The following is a 17,741-nucleotide window of genomic DNA, read 5'->3' as shown; positions in this document are numbered from 1 at the left end:
CCGGGGACAGGTGTCGTCCCGGGCTCCCGCGCCGTGTCGTGCAGTCTGGCCTCGGTCACTCGGGGTCCGCCACGGCGACACGCGCCGCGCGCAGGACCTGCTCGCCGGCGCGGTAGCCGGGCTGGAGCACCTGGACCACGGTGGTCGACCCGGTCGAGGCGACCGAACCGTCCTGCGGCCAGGCCGTGTGCATCAGCGCCTCGTGCAGGGAGGGGTCGAACTCCTCGCCCACGGCGCCGTACCGCTCGAGCCCGAACTTGCCCAGGGTGGTCTCGAGCTTGTCCGCGATCGAGGAGAACGGGCCGCCCTCGAGGTCGCCGTGCTCGCGGGCCGCGTGGATGTCGTCGAGGACCGGCAGCAGCGCCTCGATGACGGACCGGGCGGCGCGCTCCTGCACGACCGCACGGTCGCGGTCGACGCGACGCTTGTAGTTGACGTACTCCGCCTGGAGGCGCTGCAGGTCGACCAGCCGCTCCGCCGCGAGGGCGGTGTCGGGGTGGCCTTCTGCGGCGCCCTCGGGCTGGTCGTCCGAGGCGTCGGAGGCCTGGGCGCCCGACTCCTGCACCACGTCACCCTCGAGCGGGGACGCCTCGGGGGCGGTGGGCCCGGCCTGCTGGCCGGCGCCCACCTCCTCCTCGGTGCCCTGGGGCCAGGAGCTGCGCTCCGTCACTTCTTCTCCTCGTCGTCCTCGACGACCTCGGCGTCCACGACGTCGTCGTCGGACGAGGCGTCGCCGGCCGGGGCGCCGTCGCCGGAGCCCGCACCGTCACCGGCGGTGCCGGCCTGGTCGGACTCGGCCGCGGCGGCATACATCGCCGTGCCCAGCTTCTGGGACTCCTCGGAGAGCTTCGACGACTTCGCCGAGATGTCCTCGGGGGTGGCACCCGAGTCGGCCTTGAGGGCCTCCTTGAGGTCCGCGAGGGCGGCGTCGACGTCGCCACGGCCGTCGGCCGGGATCTTGTCGGCGCTGTCGGTGAGGAACTTCTCCGTCGAGTAGACGAGCTGCTCGGCGGTGTTGCGGGCCTCGGTCTCTTCGCGGCGCTTCTTGTCCTCGTCCGCGTGGGCCTCCGCCTCCTTGATCATCCGCTCGATGTCCTCCTTGGCGAGGGCAGACCCACCGGAGATGGTGATCTTCTGCTCCGCACCGGTGCCACGGTCCTTGGCGGAGACGTTGACGATGCCGTTGGCGTCGATGTCGAACGTCACCTCGACCTGGGGCACACCACGGGGGGCCGGCGCGATGCCACTGAGCTCGAAGGTGCCGAGCTGCTTGTTGTGCTGGGCGATCTCGCGCTCACCCTGGAACACCTGGATGAGGACGCTCGGCTGGTTGTCCTCGGCGGTGGAGAACACCTCGGAGCGCTTGGTCGGGATCGCGGTGTTGCGCTCGATGAGCTTGGTGAACAGGCCACCCTTGGTCTCGATGCCCAGGCTCAGCGGCGTGACGTCGATGAGGAGGACGTCCTTGCGCTCACCCTTGAGGACACCGGCCTGCAGGGACGCACCGACGGCGACGACCTCGTCCGGGTTGACGCCCTTGTTGGGCTCCTTGCCACCGGTGAGCTCCTTGACGAGGGTGCTCACGGCGGGCATGCGGGTCGAGCCACCGACGAGGACCACGTGGTCGATCTCGGACAGGGAGATGCCGGCGTCCTTGATGACGTTCTGGAACGGCTGCTTGGTCCGGTCGAGGAGGTCCTTGGTGAGCTGCTCGAACTGGGCGCGGCTCATGGTCTCCTCGAGGTGGATCGGGCCGTTCTCCGACATCGAGAGGTACTGAAGGGAGATGTTGGTGCTCGTCGAGGACGAGAGCTCCTTCTTGGCCTGCTCCGCCGCGTCGCGCAGACGCTGCATGGCGATCTTGTCCTTGGACAGGTCGACACCGGAGGTGTTCTTCACGGTGGTGAGCAGGTGGGACACGATGCGCTCGTCCCAGTCGTCGCCACCGAGCTTGTTGTCACCGCTGGTGGAGCGGACCTGGATGGTGGAGAAGCCGTCCTCCGGGTCCTTGCCGACCTCGAGGAGGGACACGTCGAAGGTGCCGCCACCGAGGTCGAAGACGAGGATGAGCTCGTCCTCCTTGCCCTTGTCGAGGCCGTACGCGAGGGCCGCGGCGGTGGGCTCGTTGATGATGCGCAGGACGTTGAGGCCCGCGATCTCACCGGCCTCCTTGGTGGCCTGGCGCTCGTGGTCGTCGAAGTACGCGGGGACGGTGATGACGGCGTCGGTCACGTCTTCCCCGAGGTAGGACTCGGCGTCGCGCTTGAGCTTCTGCAGGATGCGGGCGCTGATCTCCTGGGCGGTGTACGTCTTGCCGTCGATCTCGGGGGACTTCCAGTCCGTGCCGATGTGGCGCTTGACCGACCGGATGGTGCGGTCGACGTTGGTGACGGCCTGGCGCTTGGCGATCTCGCCGACCAGGACCTCACCGCCCTTGGAGAACGCGACGACGGACGGGGTCGTGCGACCGCCCTCCGCGTTCGCGATGATGGTCGGCTCGCCGCCCTCGAGGACGGCGACAGCCGAGTTGGTGGTTCCGAGGTCGATGCCGACCGCACGTGCCATGGGGATGCTCCTGTGGTGCTGGGGAATGGGTACCGGGTTGAGTTGCCTCCACTCAAGTTAGGACGACGTCCCGGTGGGTGCAAATCCGAGCACCCAAACTTGAGTTCATCAGGCTCAACTTCGTGCGTGCAGACTTTGTTCCCGCCCGTATGCCGCCGGGGGCCGGCACCGCGTCGGCCACGGGTTCGCGTGGTGGTGCGCTGGCGGCACACCCCCGGCAGGCCCCCCGACACGACGAAGCGGGGTCGGGGTCGGACGTCCGGCGGCCGGGTCAGCCGGGCTTGTTGTCGTCGGTGCGCTTGCGGCTGCGCGGGTCGGGGACGCCGGCGGTGTAGACCATCTCGTGCTCGTCGCCGCGGCCCACGACCGGCATGCTGCCGAGCTCCCGCGTGATCACGGGGCCCTGGTCCTCGAGCGCGACGACGGTGGGTTCACCCGGGTCGACCCGGACCCGCTCGCCGCGCACGACGAACTCGAGCCCGTCGCCCTCCACGAGGGTGAACGCGATCTGGTCCGGAAGGATCTCCACCCGCACCCGGTTGCCGCGCACGCGCAGCCGGAACTCCAGCCGCGGCCAGCTCGCCGGCAGGCGCGGGTCGAAGGTCAGCGTGCCGTTGTGGTCGCGCATGCCGCCGAACCCGTAGACGGTGGCGTTCCAGACACCGCCGCAGGAGGCGATGTGGACGCCGTCGGCGGCGTTGCGGTGCAGGTCCGCGAGGTCGACGTAGAGCCCGGAGTGGAAGTACCGCAGGGCGAGGTCCTGGTAGCCCACCTCCGCGGCGATGATCGACTGCACGACCGCCGAGAGCGTCGAGTCGCCCGTCGTGATCGGGTCGTAGTACTCGAAGTCGGCGCGCTTCTCCTCCACGGTGAACAGGTCGCCCTGCAGGAAGAGCGCGGCGACGACGTCGGCCTGCTTGAGGACCTGGAACCGGTAGATCACCAGCGGGTGGTAGTGCAGCAGCAGGGGTCGCTTGTCCGGTGGCGTCGCCGCGAGGTCCCACACCTCTCGCTCGAGGAAGTGCTGGTCCTGGGGGTGCACGCCCATCGCCTCGTCGTAGGGGATGTGCATCCCCTCGGCACAGTGCCGCCACTCCTCGATCTCGGCGTCGTCCACCTCGAGCCGCGCCATCATGCGGGCGAAGTCGTTCGGTCGCCGTTCGCGCAGGATGTCCGACCACCGGGCGGCCTGGCGCAGGTTGTCACGCGCCATGACGTTGGTGAAGAGGTTGTTGTTGACGACCGTCGTGTACTCGTCCGGACCGGTCACCCCGTGGATGTGGAAGCGAGGCTCCTTGCGCCCCAACCAGAACCCGAGGTCGGCCCACATCCGCGCGGTCTCGACCAGGACGTCGATCCCCTCGCGCATCATGAAGTCCTCGTCACCGCTGGCGCTGACGTACTTCGAGAGGGCGTAGGCGATGTCGGCGTTGATGTGGAACTGCGCGGTGCCCGCGGCGTAGTAGGCCGAGGCCTCCTCGCCGTTGATGGTGCGCCACGGGAAGGCCGCACCGGACTGCGACAGCTCGCGCGCACGACGCCGTGCGGCCGGGAGCATCTGGTAGCGGAACCGCAGCGCACCGCGAGCCATCCACGGCGAGGTGTAGCTGAGGAACGGCAGCACGTACGTCTCGGTGTCCCAGAAGTAGTGGCCCTCGTACCCCGAGCCCGTGACGCCCTTGGCCGGGATGCCGGCCTGCTCCACGCGACCCGAGGCCTGCGCGAGCTGGAACAGGTTCCACCGGATCGCCTGCTGCACGTCGGGGTGTCCGTCGACCACGACGTCCGAGTCCGCCCAGAACCGGTCCATCCAGCGCCGCTGCTCGGCGAACAGCTCCTCGACACCGGCCTCCCGCGCGCGGTCGAGGGTGCGCCGGCCGCGGTCGACCAGCTCGCGCACGGGCACCCCGCGCGAGGAGTGGTATGCCGAGACCTTGGTGATCGTGATCGGCACGCCTTCCTTGGCGGTGACCCGGTAGACCTTCTTGGCCAGGTCCTCCTCGGCGTGCGCCAGCTCCTCGAAGACGTTGTCGGTGCGGATCTCGTGGTCCACGGCGACGGCGACCGTCATGCCCGAGCTGGCGCAGCGGTAGCCCAGGATGGCCCGGCGCTCGCTGCACCAGTGGCTCTGCGGCAGCAGGACCCGCTCGGTGAACTTGGCGGCCTTGCGGGGGTCGAACCCGGCACCCATGGCCGCCGACTTCACGAAGTACTCGTCCTGGCCGTCCTGGCGGTTGAGCACCTGCGAGGAGATCGCGATCGGGGCGTCCCCGTCGAGGAGGGTCACCTCGAACGTCATCACCGCGAGGTGCCGCTGCTCGAACGACACCATGCGTCGCGACTCGACCTTGACCCGCTTGCCCGAGGGCGTGCACCAGACGAGCGACCGGCGCAGCACCCCGTCGGCGAAGTCGAGCGACCGCTCGTAGTGCTCGAGGTCCGCGACCGAGAGGAGCAGCGGCTCGTCGTCGACGTAGAGCTTGATCGTCTTGACGTCCGGGACGTTGACGATGGTCTGGCCGGTCTGGGCGAAGCCGAAGGCCTCCTCCGCGTGCCGGATCTTCCAGGTCTCGTGGAACCCGTTGATGAAGGTGCCGTGGGCGTGGGTCTCGCGACCCTCCTCGACGTTGCCGCGCATGCCGAGGTAGCCGTTGGCGACGGCGAACACCGTCTCGGTGACGCCGAGGTCCTCGTTGGAGAAGGCCGTCTCGGTCCAGGCCCACTCGTCGACCGGGAAGCGGGTGCGGTCGACCGGGTCGACGGGGGTGGTCGTCGGGGCGCCGCCGTGGCCGGTGCCGGAGTCGCTCATCGAGCGATCAGCTCGTCGAGCTCGGAAACGACCACGTCGGCGCCACCGTCGAGCAGGGGCTGGGCGCCGGCACCGCGGTCGACCCCGACGACGAGCCCGAAGTCCCCGGCCCGTCCGGACTGGACCCCCGAGAGGGCGTCCTCGAGCACGACGGAACGCTCCTTGCTCACGCCGAGCTGCTCCGCGGCATACAGGTAGGTGTCGGGGGCCGGCTTGCCCGGGAGGCCGGCGGCCGCAGCGACCTGGCCGTCGACGACGACCTCGAAGCGGTCGGCGAGGCCGGCGGCGGCGAGGACGGCCGGGGCGTTGCGGGACGAGGAGACGACGGCGACGGCGGTGCCGCGCTCGCGCAGGTGGTCCAGGAGGGCGACCGAGGCCGGGTAGGGGGTGACGCCCTCGTCACGGAGCACCGCGGAGAAGGCGGCGTTCTTGCGGTTGCCGAGGCCGCACACGGTCTCGAGCTCGGGGGCGTCGTCAGGGGTGCCGTCCGGAAGGCTGATGCCGCGCGAGGCGAGGAAGGAGCGCACGCCGTCGTAGCGCGGCTTGCCGTCCACGAAGTCGAAGTAGTCCTGCTCGGTGTAGGGCTGCGGGTCCTCGTCGCGGCCCTCGTCCCGGCTGCGGAGGTAGTCGTTGAACATGACGTCCCACGCCCGCATGTGCACCTCGGCGGTCGGGGTCAGCACCCCGTCGAGGTCGAAGAGGGCAGCGTCGTAGTCGGTCCAGTCCACCGGTCAAGGCTAGAGGCCCACCTCCACGGCCGTCGGGCAGGTCACGGCAAGTCCCACGGGATGGTCAGCCGTCCGGCCGAGGTTGTCCGCGGGGAGGGTCGGAAGGTGGCGAAAAGGCCTGCTTCGTACCCGGCCGGCTGCGAGAGTGCGCGCATGCGCTCCCGTTCCGCCCTCGCCACCCTCGTCGCCTCCACCCTGCTCTCCAGCGGCTTCGTCATCGCGACGTCGGTCTCGGCCGAGGCCGCCCCCAAGCCGAAGGCCTACAAGAACTGCACCGAGCTGAACAAGGTCTACAAGCACGGTGTCGGCAGGCCCGGCGCCAAGGACAAGGTCAGCGGGTCGACCAAGCCGGTCACCAGCTTCACCGTCAGCGCGGCGACCTACAAGCTCAACACCAAGAGCGACCGCGACAAGGACGGCATCGCCTGCGAGAAGCGCTGACGGCACCGGACGCGCCCGGGCAGCGCTAGACCGCCAGCAGCGCGACGGCGACCGGGGCGAGCGAGAGCACCAGCACGAGGCTGTCCGCGAGCCCCCAGGGTGCGGCGTGCGCCCACGTACGCCGCGACGCCGTGGCGAACCCGCGGGCGTCCATCGCCACGGCGAGCACCGCCGCCGCCTGGAGCGAGCGCACGAGCATGCCCAGGGTCAGCGCCCAGACCTCGTCCAGGACCGACCGCGGGGACCGTGCCGTCGCGGCGATCCCCCGCACCCTGCGAGCGCGCGCGATCTCGGCCCAGGTGTCGCCGAACGTGTGCACGCGCTGGAGGGCGGCAGCCAGCGCGACGACCGGACGTGCGGGGAGCCGCAGCTGCTGGGCGAGGTGGTCACCGAGGGCGTCGGCGTCGACGTACCGGATCAGCACCGCGGACGGCAGCACGATGACGAGGACGCGCAGGCCGGCCGTCGCGACGACGTCGAGGTCGCGGGTGCCGAGCAGCCACGTCGACCACGCGACGGAGACCGCCCCGACCAGGCCGGGCACCATCCGCACGGCGACACCGGCAGCCCGGCCCCTGGGCCGGGGCCCGCGCCCCGGGGCGGCCAGGGCGAGGCCGGTGAGGACCAGCTGGGTGGCCAGGACCGCAAGGCTCGTGCGCCAGTGCGGCGACACGACCCCGGCCGGTATGGCGAGCAGCGACCCCGCGAGCAGGGCCAGGGGGCCGGCTCGCGCCACCAGCGGCCGTCGCGGCGTGGGCGGGCTCGGTGGCTGCGCGGGACGGCTGACGGTGGTGACCCGGTCCGCCCGGTCGACGACCCCGTCGTCGTGGGTCGTCACGACCACGGCCGAGTCGGCGTCCCGCAACGCCTCGAGGATGCCGACGACCGCCGCCCACGTCCTGCGGTCCTGGCCGACCGTGGCCTCGTCCGCGAGCAGGACCGCGGGCTGGTGGGCCACGGCCGACACCATCGCGAGGCGTCGCTGCTCGCCGCCGGAGAGGTGACGGGGATCGGCCTGCTCCAGGTGCCCGAGCCCGAGCACTCCGAGGAGGGCACGGCACCGGGCCAGGGCCTCGGACTCCACGAGGCCGAGGGCACGGGAGGTCGTCATCACCTCGTCGAGGACCGTGGAGGCGACCAGCGTCGAGCTGGCCCACTGCGGCACCCACGCGAGGGTCCGGGCGACGTCCTTCGTGGACCAGTCGCGAGGGTCACGACCTCCCTCGACCGCCAGCTCGGGGTGGACCCGCACCTGACCACCCTGCCGGTCCACGAGCCCGGCGAGCGCGAGCACGAGCGTGGACTTGCCCGCGCCCGAGGGGCCGATGAGGGCGTGTGACTCACCCGCTCTCACCTGCAGCCACTGGGCGTCGACGGCGACGCTGGTGCGGGTCGACCCGTCCAGACGACGCACCGAACGCTCCACCCGCAGGTCGACCGCGTCGAGGGCCACCACGTGCGCTCCGAGCCGGCCCGGCCCGAACGTCCCCGGGGGGACCGGGATGGGATCGGGATCGGCGACGCCGGGCACCCAGATCCCTTGGGCGGCAAGGGCCTCGCCCTCGTCGGCCAGGACCCGGCCCGGTGGGCCGTCGGCGACGACCCTGCCCGCCGAGTCCAGGACGACGAGCCGGTCGGCGAAGTCGACCCACGGCCCGAGCCGGTGCTCGACCACGACCGTGGTCAGGCCCCTGGACCGCGTCACCTCGTCGACGACCTCCCGGACGGAGGCCGCGTTGACCGGGTCGAGCATCGCGGTCGGTTCGTCGAGGAGCAGCAGCCCGGGTTCCAGGGCCAGCGCGCCGGCGAGCGCGAGGCGTTGCTGCTCCCCACCCGAGAGCGCGTGCGTGGGGGTGTCCTGCGGCATCGTCAGGTGCACGGCCGCCAGCGCGGAGGCGACGCGGTCCGGCATGTCCGCGCGCGGCACACCCGTGTTCTCCAGGCCGAAGGCGACGTCACGCCCGATGGTCGCCGAGACCACGCCCGCCCCGGGCTCCTGGAGCACCAGGCCGACGGCACCGGCCCGGGCACCCGGTTCGGTCCCGTCGAGCAGGACCGAACCGCTGAGCTCACCGGAGTCGGCTACCTCGAGCACGCCCGCGAGGGCACGCAGGAGGGTGGACTTGCCCGACCCGCTGGGGCCGACGAGCAGCAGGCGTTGACCCGCAGGGACGACGAGGTCGATCCCGCGCAGCACGGGTTCGCGGCGGCCGTACGGGCGCCACGTGAGGTCGCGGACCTCGACGCGTCCGGCTGCGCCCCCGGCGACGGGGACGTCACCGGGGGTCAGCACGCGGCCGGCGAGGTCAGACAGCGCGGGTCTCCCTGACTTCCTGACCGACCGGGAAGGCGCCGAGGGCACCGGCCTTGGCCAGCGCCCGGGTCAGCAGCCAGCCGAGGCCGCCGGCGATGACGGCTCCCGACACAGTGAGGATGGCGCCGTAGAGGAGCTTGTAGTCCATGCCCCAGTCGGTCCAGTAGACCTGCCACTCGTAGACCGCCTCGAGGGGCGCGCTGAGGGCACCGGCGAGAGCCGCCGCACCGAGGCCGAAGGCGCCGTACCCGAGGAGCAGGAAGGCGATCTCGGCGCCCGCGCCCTGGAGGATGCCGGAGACCAGGGTGGACGCACCCCACTGGGTGCCGGGGAGCATCGAGACCAGCGCGGCGATGACCTCGCACAGGAGGGCTGCGCCGGGACGCCGGATCACGAGGCCACCGACGACCCCGGCCATCAGCCACGGAGCGGCGGTGACGCCCTGCAGGGGTGGGAAGGCCTTGCCGAGGAGGTCGGCCGGGCCGCCGTAGGCGAGGCCCCAGCCCCAGTAGGCGATGCCGAACGCGGCGCCGAGGAAGGCGACGGTCAGCAGGTCGACCGTGCGCCACCCGAACAGGGAGCCGCTCGCACGGATACTGCCGCGGCGGGCGGGGGTCGTGGCGCCGGTGCCAGTGGAGCCGGTGCTGGCGTCGGGCGTGCTGGTGGTGGCCGTGCTGGTGGTGCTGGTGCCGGGCGAGCCGGCGGGGGTGTTGGTGGTGCTCATGGTCGTGCCTCCCGAGGATCCGTTGGATTCCGAGGGGGTTGCCCCTGCCGACCAGCGCACCGAAGAGGCACGACGGCCGACAGGTGCGTGAGAACTCGACTCCCTACGCCGGTGCGAACCGGATCAGGTGTGAGGGTCTGCGGTGGGCCGCACTCTCAGCGCTTGCGCGCTCCCCTGTCGTGACGTCTGCAGGCTACTCCACCCTGTGCAAGGCTGGACAGGACGACAGCGCAGAGATCTGCGACCTGCACGACGACTGGAGGACGACATGGGCCCGATGGTGTGGAGAATCATGGGAACGGGATCCGCGGTGCTGGCCGGGATCGTCGCGAACAAGCTGGTGACGACCATCTGGAAGAAGGCCGGCAAGGACTCGACGCTGGACCCCCGCGACCCGCGCACGCCGTGGAAGGACGCGGTCGCGTTCGCCGCCCTCACCGGGCTGGCGGCCGGCGCCGCCAAGGTCGCGATGACCCGCAAGGCCGCCCAGTACTACGAGAAGTCGGCCGGCCACCTCCCCCAGGCCATGCAGGACGGCGAGGCCTGACAGGCGTCCGGACCCCGCGACCGGCGACACGACCAGCGCCGCGTCAGACGTCCCTCAGTTGGCCACCCGCGGCAGCGTGAGGATCTCGGCGCCGTGCTCGGTGATCGCGATGGTGTGCTCGCTGTGCGCGGTCCGGCAGCCGGTGGCGCTCTTCAGCGTCCACCCGTCGGCATCCGTGACCAGCTCGTCGGTGTCGGCCATCACCCACGGCTCGAGTGCCAGCAGCAGCCCGGGGCGCAGGGTGTAGCCACGTCCGGGCCGACCGGCGTTCGCGACGTGCGGGTCCTGGTGCATCGTCGAACCCACCCCGTGGCCGCCGAACTGCGTGTTGACCGAGTAGCCGGACGCCCGGAGGCTCGAGCCGATCGCGTGGGAGAGGTCCCCGATCCGGGCGCCCGGGCCGGCGACGGCGATCCCGGCCGCGAGGGCCCGCTCGGTCGCGTCGATGAGCGCCAGGCTCTCGGCCGGCTGGGAGTCACCGACGACGAAGCTGATCGCCGAGTCCGCGACGATCCCGCCCAGCGACACGGCGAGGTCGAGCGAGACGAGGTCGCCGTCCGCCAGCACGAGGTCGCGCGGGAGGCCGTGCAGCACCGCGTCGTTCACCGAGGTGCAGATGTGGTGGCCGAAGGGACCGCGTCCGAAGGACGGTGCGTAGTCGACGTAGCAGGACACCGCGCCGGCCTCGAGGATCATCGCCTTGGCCCACCGGTCGATGTCGAGCAGGTTGGTCCCGACCGCGCTGCGCGACCTCAGGGTCTGCAGGATGTCCGCGACGAGGGCACCGGGTTCCCTGGCCCGGACGAGCTGGGTGGGGCTGAGGATCTCGATCATGCGCGGCCTTTCCGGAACATCCAATAACTATCCCGGTAAGGGTATCCCGGTATTAGTATCCGACCATGGTCAGGTTGCCACTCACCCCCGCCGAGGTCGAACGCGGGCAGCGTCTCGGCGCCCTGCTGCGTCGGGCCCGAGGAGACCGCCCGATGCTCGAGACGGCTCTCGACGCCCACCTCTCGCCGGAGACGCTGCGCAAGATCGAGTCGGGACGCGTCGCCACACCGGCGTTCCCGACCATCGCGGCGATCGCGGACGTCCTCGGCCTGTCGCTCGACGCCGTGTGGGCCGAGGTCAACGGTGCCGACGGCGTCGCCCCTGCCGCCCGTCGACGTGACCGACTGGCGTCGTAGACCGGCTGGCGACCGGGACCGGCTGGCGACCTGGAGCGGTTGGCCTCCCGAGGTCGGCTGGCGGTCACTGCGCGAGAAGGTCCTCGCGACCGAACATCGCCGCCGTGGCCCTGGCGCTCGGCGTCCCGAGGTCGGGATCGGCGCCGTGCTCCAGCAGGGCCTGCACCACCTCGTCCTCACCCTTGAAGACCGCCCCGGCCAGCGGCGTCTGACCGCGGTCGTTGGTCCGGTCGACGTCGGCGCCGGCCGCCGCGAGGCCGAGCACGGCATCGGCGTGACCGTGGTAGGCGGCGAGCATCAGGAGCGTGTTGCCGCTCGCGTCCGTGAGGTCGACCGGCACCCCGGCCGCGACGTAGGCGAGCAGGCGCGGGGTGTCGCCGTGCCGGGCGAAGTCGAAGCAGGCGTGCGCGACCTCGACGAGCTCGGGGGCGGGCTCGGGCCCGCTCATCCCGCCACCCCCGTGGACGCGCCGGAGAGGTCCAGCACCCGCGCGATGGGCACGCCGGCGCGGTAGGACAGGTGCACGTGCGAGGGGGCGTCGAGCACGGTGATGTCGGCCCTCCCACCAACGACGATCCGTCCGATGTCGCTGCGGCGCAACGACTTCGCCGAGCCGGCGGTCGCGGCATACACGGCCTCACCGGGGGTGAGGCCCATCTCTCGGACGGCCAGGGCGATGACGAACGGCATCGACGACGAGTAGCAGGTGCCCGGGTTGCAGTCCGTGGCGAGGGCGATGTCGACACCGGCACGCAGCAGGCCGGCGGCGTCCGGGTAGGGCGACCGGGTCGAGAACTCCACGCCGGGCAGGAGCGTCGCCACCGTGGTGCCCGCCGCGTCGGCGAGGGCGGTGACGTCGTCGTCGGACAGGTGGGTGCAGTGGTCGACGCTGGCGGCGCCGAGCTCGACGGCGAGCTGGACACCCGGGCCCGGACCCAGCTGGTTGCCGTGGACGCGCAGCCCCAGCCCGGCCTCCCGCCCGGCGAGCAGGACGGCGCGCGCCTCCTCCGCGGTGAAGGCGTGGGCCGAGTGCGGCTCGCAGAACACGTCGACCCACCGCGCGTGCGGTGCCGCCGCCGTGAGCATCGGCCCGGTGACGAGCTCGAGGTATGCCGCGCGGTCGGCGGCGTACTCGGCGGGCACCACGTGCGCCCCCAGGAACGTCGTCTCGGTCGTGAACTCCGAGGCGATGCGCAGGGCGCGGACCTCGTCCTCCACCGTGAGGCCGTAGCCGCTCTTGACCTCGACGGTGGTCGTTCCCTGGGCCCGCATCTCGGCGAACCGGGCGGCCACCAGGGCCCTCAGCTCGTCATCGGTGGCGGCCCGGGTCGCCCGGACGGAGACACCGATGCCACCGCCGTCGTAGGGCGTCCCCGCCATCCGCGCTGCGAACTCCTCGCCGCGGTCCCCGGCGAAGACGAGGTGCGCGTGCGAGTCGACGAACCCCGGGATGACCGCGCGCCCACCGACGTCGACCCGGTGGTCCGCGGCCGGGGCGTCGGTCGCAGTGCCGAGCCACGCGACCAGTCCGTCCTCCACGACCACGGCCGCTCCGTGCCGCAGCCCCAGGCGACCGCCGACCGGCCCGTCCATCCCGTCGCACGTGAGGAGCTCACCGATCCCGGTGACGACGGTGCTGCTCACCGGTGCTCCCTGACGTCGGCGAGCGCCTTCGAGAGGAGGCCTGCGACGTCCCCGAGCTCGTGGGCGCCGTCGCGCACGACGGCGCGGCCCCCCACGACGACGAGGTCGACGTCGGATCGCGTTGCGCTGTAGAGGATCTGGGCCGCCTTGGATCCCACCGTGTTGACGGTGTCGGTGCGCACGAGGACGAAGTCGGCGACCTGCCCCTCGGCGATGTCGCCGATGTCGTTCCAGCCGAGGCTGCGGTACCCGTCGACGCCGGCGGCTCGCAGGAGCTCGTCCCCGGTGAACCGGCCACGCTCGTTGCTCGTGAGCCGCTCGTGCATCTCCAGGCCGCGGAGCTCCTCGAACGGGTCGATCACCGCGTGCTGGTCGGACCCGAGGGACAACCGCACCCCGTGGTCCGCGAGCGTGCGGGCGGGGCCGATCCCGTCGGCGAGGTCGCGCTCGGTCGTCGGGCAGAAGCAGGCCGTCGCCCGCCCGTCGCCGAGGAGGCGAACGTCCTCGTCGGTGAGGTGGGTCGCGTGGACCGCGGAGAAGCGTTCGTTGACCAGACCCGCCTCGGCGAGCAGCGCGGTGGGGGTGGCGCCGTAGAACATCTGGGTGGCGAGGTTCTCGGCCGGCTGCTCGCTGACGTGCGCGTGCACGATGCGTCCCCGGGTCACCTGCGCCATGGGTTCGAGCTGGTCGCGCGGGATGGCTCGCACCGAGTGCACCGCCGCCCCGATGCGGGTGGTCAGGCCCGGCTCGAGGGCCGCGACCCGGGCGGCCCACGCGTCGACGTCACCGTCGGAGAAGCGCACCTGGACGTCGTCGAGGGGCAGGTGCCCGTCACCCGTCAGCCCCCCGGCGAGGTAGCAGGTGTCGAGCAACGTGAGCCTGATCCCCACCTCCTGGGCGGCGGAGACCAGGGCGTGACCCATGGCGTTGGGGTCGTCGTACCGCTTGCCGCCCGGTGCGTGGTGCAGGTAGTGGAACTCGCCGACAGCCGTGATGCCGGCCAGCGCCATCTCGGCGAAGACCGCCCTGGCGAGGGCGAAGTACGTGTCCGGCGTGAGGTGCCGCGTCACGGCATACATCTGGTCGCGCCACGTCCAGAAGTTGCCGCCGTCGACGTGCGTGCGGCCGCGCAGCGCGCGGTGGAACGCGTGGCTGTGCGCGTTCGCCAGCCCGGGGAGGACGACGCCGTGGAGCCGCTCGTCCCCCGGGGCGGGGCGCGCCTTGCGGTGGACGGCGACGAACCGCCCCTCCACCACCTCGAACCGCACGTCGGTCGCCAGTCCCGTGGGGAGCCAGGCGTGCTCGGCCCAGTAGGTCGTCATCCGGCCTCCCCGGCGAGGTCCTCGAGGACGGCGGTGAGGGCGGCGACGCCCTCGAGGCAGTCGGAGGTCTCGGCGTGCTCCGCGGGCGAGTGGGAGATGCCCGTGGGGTTGCGGACGAAGAGCATCGCCGTGGGCACCCCGGCGTTCGCGAGGATGCCGGCATCGTGCCCGGCACCGGTGCCGAGCGCCGGTATGCCGCCGAGCCTGGTCGCGATCCGCGCCGAGAGGGACGGGTCGAACGGCGTCGACGGCGTCCAGGACTCCTCCGTCACGTGGCCGCCGGCCTGCTCGACCATGCCCTGCACGTCGGCGACCGCACGGCGGACGGCGCGGGGCTTGGCGCCGCGCGCGTCGAGCCAGCCGGTGACCGCACTGGGAACGGCGTTGACGCCGCCCGGGACGACGGCGACCTTGCCCACCGTCGCCACGCACCCGTGGTTGATCGCGGCCTCGCGGGCGGCGAGGACGGCCCCGGCGAACCCCAGCATCGCGTCCTGGCGGTCCTCGAGGCGCGTGGTCCCGGCGTGGTTGGCCTCGCCGGGGAAGTCGAGCCGCCAGCGGCCGTGCGGCCAGATGTCCGTGCCGACGGCCACCGGCTGGCCGAGGTCGATGAGCCCTCGCCCCTGCTCGACGTGCAGCTCGACGAACGCCCCGATCCTGCCGACCGTCTCGTCGTCGCGGCCGATCTGGTGCGGGTCGCGCCCGGCGGCGGCGAGCGCGTCGGCCATCGAGGTGCCGTCGGCGTCGGTGAGGCCACGGGCCCGGCGGGCCGTCATGGCCCCGGTGATGACGCGGGAGCCGGCGCACGCGACACCGAAGCGCGCACCCTCCTCGTCGACGAAGTTGACGATGCCGATGGGGCGGCGCGGGGCGAACCCGTTGCCCTGCAACGCATCCACGGCGGCAAAGGCGCTCACCACACCGAGTGGACCGTCGAAGGCACCGCCGTCGGGAACGCTGTCGAGGTGGGAGCCGGTGACGACACCCTTGTCGCCGTCGCGGACCGCCTGGTCGGGGTCGCCCCACCAGGCCCACTGGTTGCCCATCCGGTCCTCGGTGAGGTCGAGTCCACGGCGGGTCGCCTCCGCGGCGAACCACTCGCGAAGGTCGTGGTCCTCGCGCGTCCAGGCGAAGCGGCGGTAGCCACCGGAGGCCGCACTGCGCCCGACGGGCTGCAGGTCGGCCCACATCGACTCGAAGCTCACGCTGCCCTCTCGACTCCGGTGCTCGGCTGGCTGGTCGGCCTCGGACCGACGACCTGACCATTCCACACCCCACGGGCCGGCGCCGACCGGGGCGACACCGGCAATGTGTCTCGGATGGGAGACTTCTACGGCTCGAGCGAGCTGATGTCGGAGGGCACGTCGACCGCGTGCTGCTGCAGCACCCCGAGCGGCACCAGGGTCAGCACCGACTCGTGGGTGGAGGCGAGGACCACGGGAGCACCCACACCGTCGCTGAAGGCCCGGGCCCAGTTCAGGGCCGTGACGCACCAGCGGTCCCCCGGCACCAGGCCGGGGAAGCCGTACTCGGGCATCGGGTTGGACAGGTCGTTGCCGATACCGCGCTGGTGCTCGAGGAACTCCGCGGTCGCCACCGCGCAGATGGTGTGGCTGCCGAGGTCCTCGGCGCCGGTGCGACAGCACCCGTCCCGGAAGAAGCCGGTCATGGGCTCGGTGCCGCAGGGCTCCAGGTCGCCACCGAGGACGTTGCGCTCGTTCACCGCCCCAGCATGGCACCCCCGCCCCGGCGGCAGGAGACCTAGGCTGGCTCCATGAGTGACGACGGTGCCCAGCGCGCGGCCCAGGCGCTGGCCGACAGCGGGATCGAGCACACCCTGACCAGGCACGGGCGGGTCGGGTCCCTCGAGGAGGCCGCTGCCGCCCGCGGCGTCGAACCGCACGACATCATCAAGACGCTGGTCGTGCGCCGGGCCGAGGACGACTACCTCTTCGTGCTCGTGCCGGGCGGGCGCGAGATCTCGTGGCCCAAGCTGCGGGCGCTGCTCGGTGTCAACCGGATGTCGATGCCCGATGCCGCCACGGCCAAGGACGTCACCGGCTACGAGCGCGGCACCATCACGCCGTTCGGCTCGACCACCGCCTGGCCGGTCGTCGCCGACGCGACGGTGGCCGGCCGGCTCGTGTCGATCGGTGCGGGGGCCCACGGGGTGGCGGCCACCGCGCAGGCGGACGACATCGTCGAGGCCCTGGGCGCGCAGGTGGCCGACGTCACCGAGCCAGCCGGCTGACCGATCCGGTCCCGGTGCCCCCTCAGGGGCGGACGAACCGCATACCGCTGAGGGTGCGCGAGTAGGGGTAGACCTCCTCGACGTCGCGCTGCCCCGGTGGCCTGGACCGGTCGTAGCTGGCCCGCACCTGCGTCGTGACCGTCCCGGTGGCGGTGTCGACCGTGACGAGGCGCACCGGGTTGGTGTCGGGGGCGTGCATGGCCTGCAGGAACATCGCGACCGGGTGGCCGTCGGCGGCCGGGGTCGTCTCGCTCACGACCTGGCCGGTGTGGCCCGAGAAGGTCATGACGACGTTCGGGTACGGCTTGAGCGCGTCCCAGAGCTGCTGGGGACTGGTCGCGCCGTACCCGCCGTTGGTCTGCGAGATCGACCCGTCGCCCTCGAGGAACATGTGGGTCAGCACGATGACGTTGTCCTTCGGGTGCGCGGCCACGACCCCCGTGGCCCACTGCACGATCTCGGGTCGCGGCCAGAGCTCGAGGCTGAGCACGAGCCAGTCCACCCCGCCCGCGCGGAACGTGCGGTAGCCGTTGTCCGACTTCCCCGGCTCGGCCAGTCCGGTGAAGCCGAAATAGCTCGGCGGGTAGTACTGGTTCCACAGGGTCGTGTCGCGGACGGTCGCGGCGGTGTCGGCACCGGGGCAGGCCGAACCGCCCTCGCAGACCGCCGCGGTGTCGTGGTTGCCGGGCGAGGCGATGAACGGGATCCCGGCAGCCCCCAGCGCCTTGAACCGTGTGCTCATGCTGACCCACTGCTGGTGGTCCGGGGTGTCCCAGTCCTGGACGTCGCCGCTGTGCAGGACCCACTGGAGGTTGAGCTGGTCGCGGTGCTGCACGAGCCACGCGATCCGGGTGTCCGTCCGCGGGTCGTCGGCCTTGACCTCGGGCTGGGTGTCGGGGATGACGGCGAACGTGAAGGTCGTCGCCGGGTCGCCCACCGTGGGCACCGGCGCAGAGGGGGTCGGGGGTTCGACCGTCGAGGTGCCATAGGTCGAGCTGCCCTTGCCGGCCACCGCCACGCTCGGCCCGGACGTCACCGCACCGGCGGCCTTCGACGTCGAGCCCGTGCAGGCGCCGAGCGCGAGGACGGCCCCGACGAGGGCCGCGACCACCGGTGCCGGGGCAGGCCGGCGGACCGCCTCGAACCGTGCCTGTCGTCCCAGTGCCCTCACCCCCGTCCAGCGAGCGTATGCCGCGTGGTCACCAC

General features: G+C 72.3%; 17 protein-coding genes and 1 riboswitch. Of the genes, 4 read left to right on the top strand and 13 right to left on the bottom strand.

Annotated elements, in window-relative coordinates; genetic code table 11:
- Nucleotides 1-55 precede the first annotated feature (55 nt).
- The 4 genes from grpE to ACYVKF_RS10770 all read right to left on the bottom strand — a co-directional run bounded on the left by grpE (nt 56) and on the right by ACYVKF_RS10770 (nt 6,102).
- Nucleotides 56-670: a nucleotide exchange factor GrpE gene (gene grpE / locus ACYVKF_RS10785; RefSeq protein ID WP_056919370.1), complete on the bottom strand. Its 615-nt coding sequence runs from the start codon at nt 668-670 to the stop codon at nt 56-58.
- Nucleotides 667-2,565, bottom strand: coding sequence for a molecular chaperone DnaK (gene dnaK, locus ACYVKF_RS10780; protein WP_056919371.1), 1,899 nt, complete (start codon nt 2,563-2,565; stop codon nt 667-669). The genes grpE and dnaK overlap by 4 nt, the downstream gene beginning before the upstream one ends.
- A 271-nt stretch (nt 2,566-2,836) precedes the next feature.
- Complete coding sequence (locus ACYVKF_RS10775; protein ID WP_460966413.1) at nt 2,837-5,374, bottom strand: glycoside hydrolase family 65 protein; 2,538 nt, start codon at nt 5,372-5,374, stop codon at nt 2,837-2,839.
- Nucleotides 5,371-6,102 carry an HAD family hydrolase gene (locus ACYVKF_RS10770; RefSeq protein ID WP_460966412.1) on the bottom strand — a complete coding sequence of 244 codons (732 nt, stop codon included), beginning with the start codon at nt 6,100-6,102 and terminating at the stop codon, nt 5,371-5,373. Before ACYVKF_RS10770 ends, ACYVKF_RS10775 begins: the two co-directional genes overlap by 4 nt.
- A 153-nt stretch (nt 6,103-6,255) precedes the next feature.
- Here ACYVKF_RS10770 and ACYVKF_RS10765 point away from each other — a divergent pair, with 153 nt between their 5' ends.
- Entirely contained in the window at nt 6,256-6,543 is a 288-nt protein-coding gene (locus tag ACYVKF_RS10765; protein ID WP_056916242.1) for an excalibur calcium-binding domain-containing protein, read from the top strand.
- Between the two features lie 25 nt (nt 6,544-6,568).
- Here the strand turns inward: ACYVKF_RS10765 and ACYVKF_RS10760 are convergent, their stop codons facing one another.
- Nucleotides 6,569-8,836 carry an ATP-binding cassette domain-containing protein gene (locus tag ACYVKF_RS10760; protein WP_460966411.1) on the bottom strand — a complete coding sequence of 756 codons (2,268 nt, stop codon included), beginning with the start codon at nt 8,834-8,836 and terminating at the stop codon, nt 6,569-6,571.
- A gap of 13 nt (nt 8,837-8,849) precedes the next feature.
- The gene (locus ACYVKF_RS10755; RefSeq protein WP_460966410.1) at nt 8,850-9,581 is read right to left on the bottom strand and encodes an ECF transporter S component; all 732 of its coding nucleotides are present in this window, start codon (nt 9,579-9,581) and stop codon (nt 8,850-8,852) included.
- 83 nt (nt 9,582-9,664) lie between these two features.
- Nucleotides 9,665-9,767: riboswitch (TPP riboswitch) on the bottom strand.
- Between the two features lie 106 nt (nt 9,768-9,873).
- On the opposite strand from ACYVKF_RS10755, the gene ACYVKF_RS10750 reads away from it, so the two are divergent.
- Nucleotides 9,874-10,128 (top strand): DUF4235 domain-containing protein, encoded by a 255-nt coding sequence (locus ACYVKF_RS10750; protein WP_235529201.1) that lies wholly within the window; start codon nt 9,874-9,876, stop codon nt 10,126-10,128.
- Nucleotides 10,129-10,182: 54 nt separating this feature from the next.
- Here the strand turns inward: ACYVKF_RS10750 and map are convergent, their stop codons facing one another.
- Nucleotides 10,183-10,962 (bottom strand): type I methionyl aminopeptidase, encoded by a 780-nt coding sequence (gene map, locus ACYVKF_RS10745; protein ID WP_460966409.1) that lies wholly within the window; start codon nt 10,960-10,962, stop codon nt 10,183-10,185.
- 65 nt (nt 10,963-11,027) lie between these two features.
- On the opposite strand from map, the gene ACYVKF_RS10740 reads away from it, so the two are divergent.
- Entirely contained in the window at nt 11,028-11,318 is a 291-nt protein-coding gene (locus ACYVKF_RS10740; RefSeq protein WP_056916239.1) for a helix-turn-helix domain-containing protein, read from the top strand.
- 64 nt (nt 11,319-11,382) lie between these two features.
- Here ACYVKF_RS10740 and ACYVKF_RS10735 read toward each other — a convergent pair whose 3' ends face one another.
- From ACYVKF_RS10735 to ACYVKF_RS10715, 5 genes are all read right to left on the bottom strand, one after another.
- A complete protein-coding gene (locus ACYVKF_RS10735) occupies nt 11,383-11,766 on the bottom strand; it encodes an ankyrin repeat domain-containing protein (protein ID WP_056916238.1) in 384 nt (127 codons plus the stop codon).
- Entirely contained in the window at nt 11,763-12,962 is a 1,200-nt protein-coding gene (hutI, locus tag ACYVKF_RS10730; protein WP_460966408.1) for an imidazolonepropionase, read from the bottom strand. Before hutI ends, ACYVKF_RS10735 begins: the two co-directional genes overlap by 4 nt.
- On the bottom strand, nt 12,959-14,284 hold the full coding sequence (locus ACYVKF_RS10725; RefSeq protein WP_056916237.1) for a formimidoylglutamate deiminase: 1,326 nt from the start codon (nt 14,282-14,284) through the stop codon (nt 12,959-12,961). Before ACYVKF_RS10725 ends, hutI begins: the two co-directional genes overlap by 4 nt.
- Nucleotides 14,281-15,474, bottom strand: coding sequence for an allantoate amidohydrolase (locus tag ACYVKF_RS10720; RefSeq protein WP_056919557.1), 1,194 nt, complete (start codon nt 15,472-15,474; stop codon nt 14,281-14,283). The genes ACYVKF_RS10725 and ACYVKF_RS10720 overlap by 4 nt, the downstream gene beginning before the upstream one ends.
- A gap of 140 nt (nt 15,475-15,614) precedes the next feature.
- Nucleotides 15,615-16,007 carry a DUF2237 family protein gene (locus ACYVKF_RS10715; RefSeq protein WP_460966407.1) on the bottom strand — a complete coding sequence of 131 codons (393 nt, stop codon included), beginning with the start codon at nt 16,005-16,007 and terminating at the stop codon, nt 15,615-15,617.
- 51 nt (nt 16,008-16,058) lie between these two features.
- Here ACYVKF_RS10715 and ACYVKF_RS10710 point away from each other — a divergent pair, with 51 nt between their 5' ends.
- Nucleotides 16,059-16,535, top strand: a complete 477-nt coding sequence (locus ACYVKF_RS10710; protein WP_056919375.1) for an aminoacyl-tRNA deacylase — start codon at nt 16,059-16,061, stop codon at nt 16,533-16,535.
- 22 nt (nt 16,536-16,557) lie between these two features.
- Here the strand turns inward: ACYVKF_RS10710 and ACYVKF_RS10705 are convergent, their stop codons facing one another.
- On the bottom strand, nt 16,558-17,706 hold the full coding sequence (locus ACYVKF_RS10705) for a metallophosphoesterase (protein WP_460966406.1): 1,149 nt from the start codon (nt 17,704-17,706) through the stop codon (nt 16,558-16,560).
- Nucleotides 17,707-17,741: the final 35 nt, after the last annotated feature.

Source organism: Pedococcus soli, from assembly GCF_054782575.1.
Note: the sequence above shows the minus strand (reverse complement) of the source record. Positions and strands in the feature narration are given on the sequence as shown.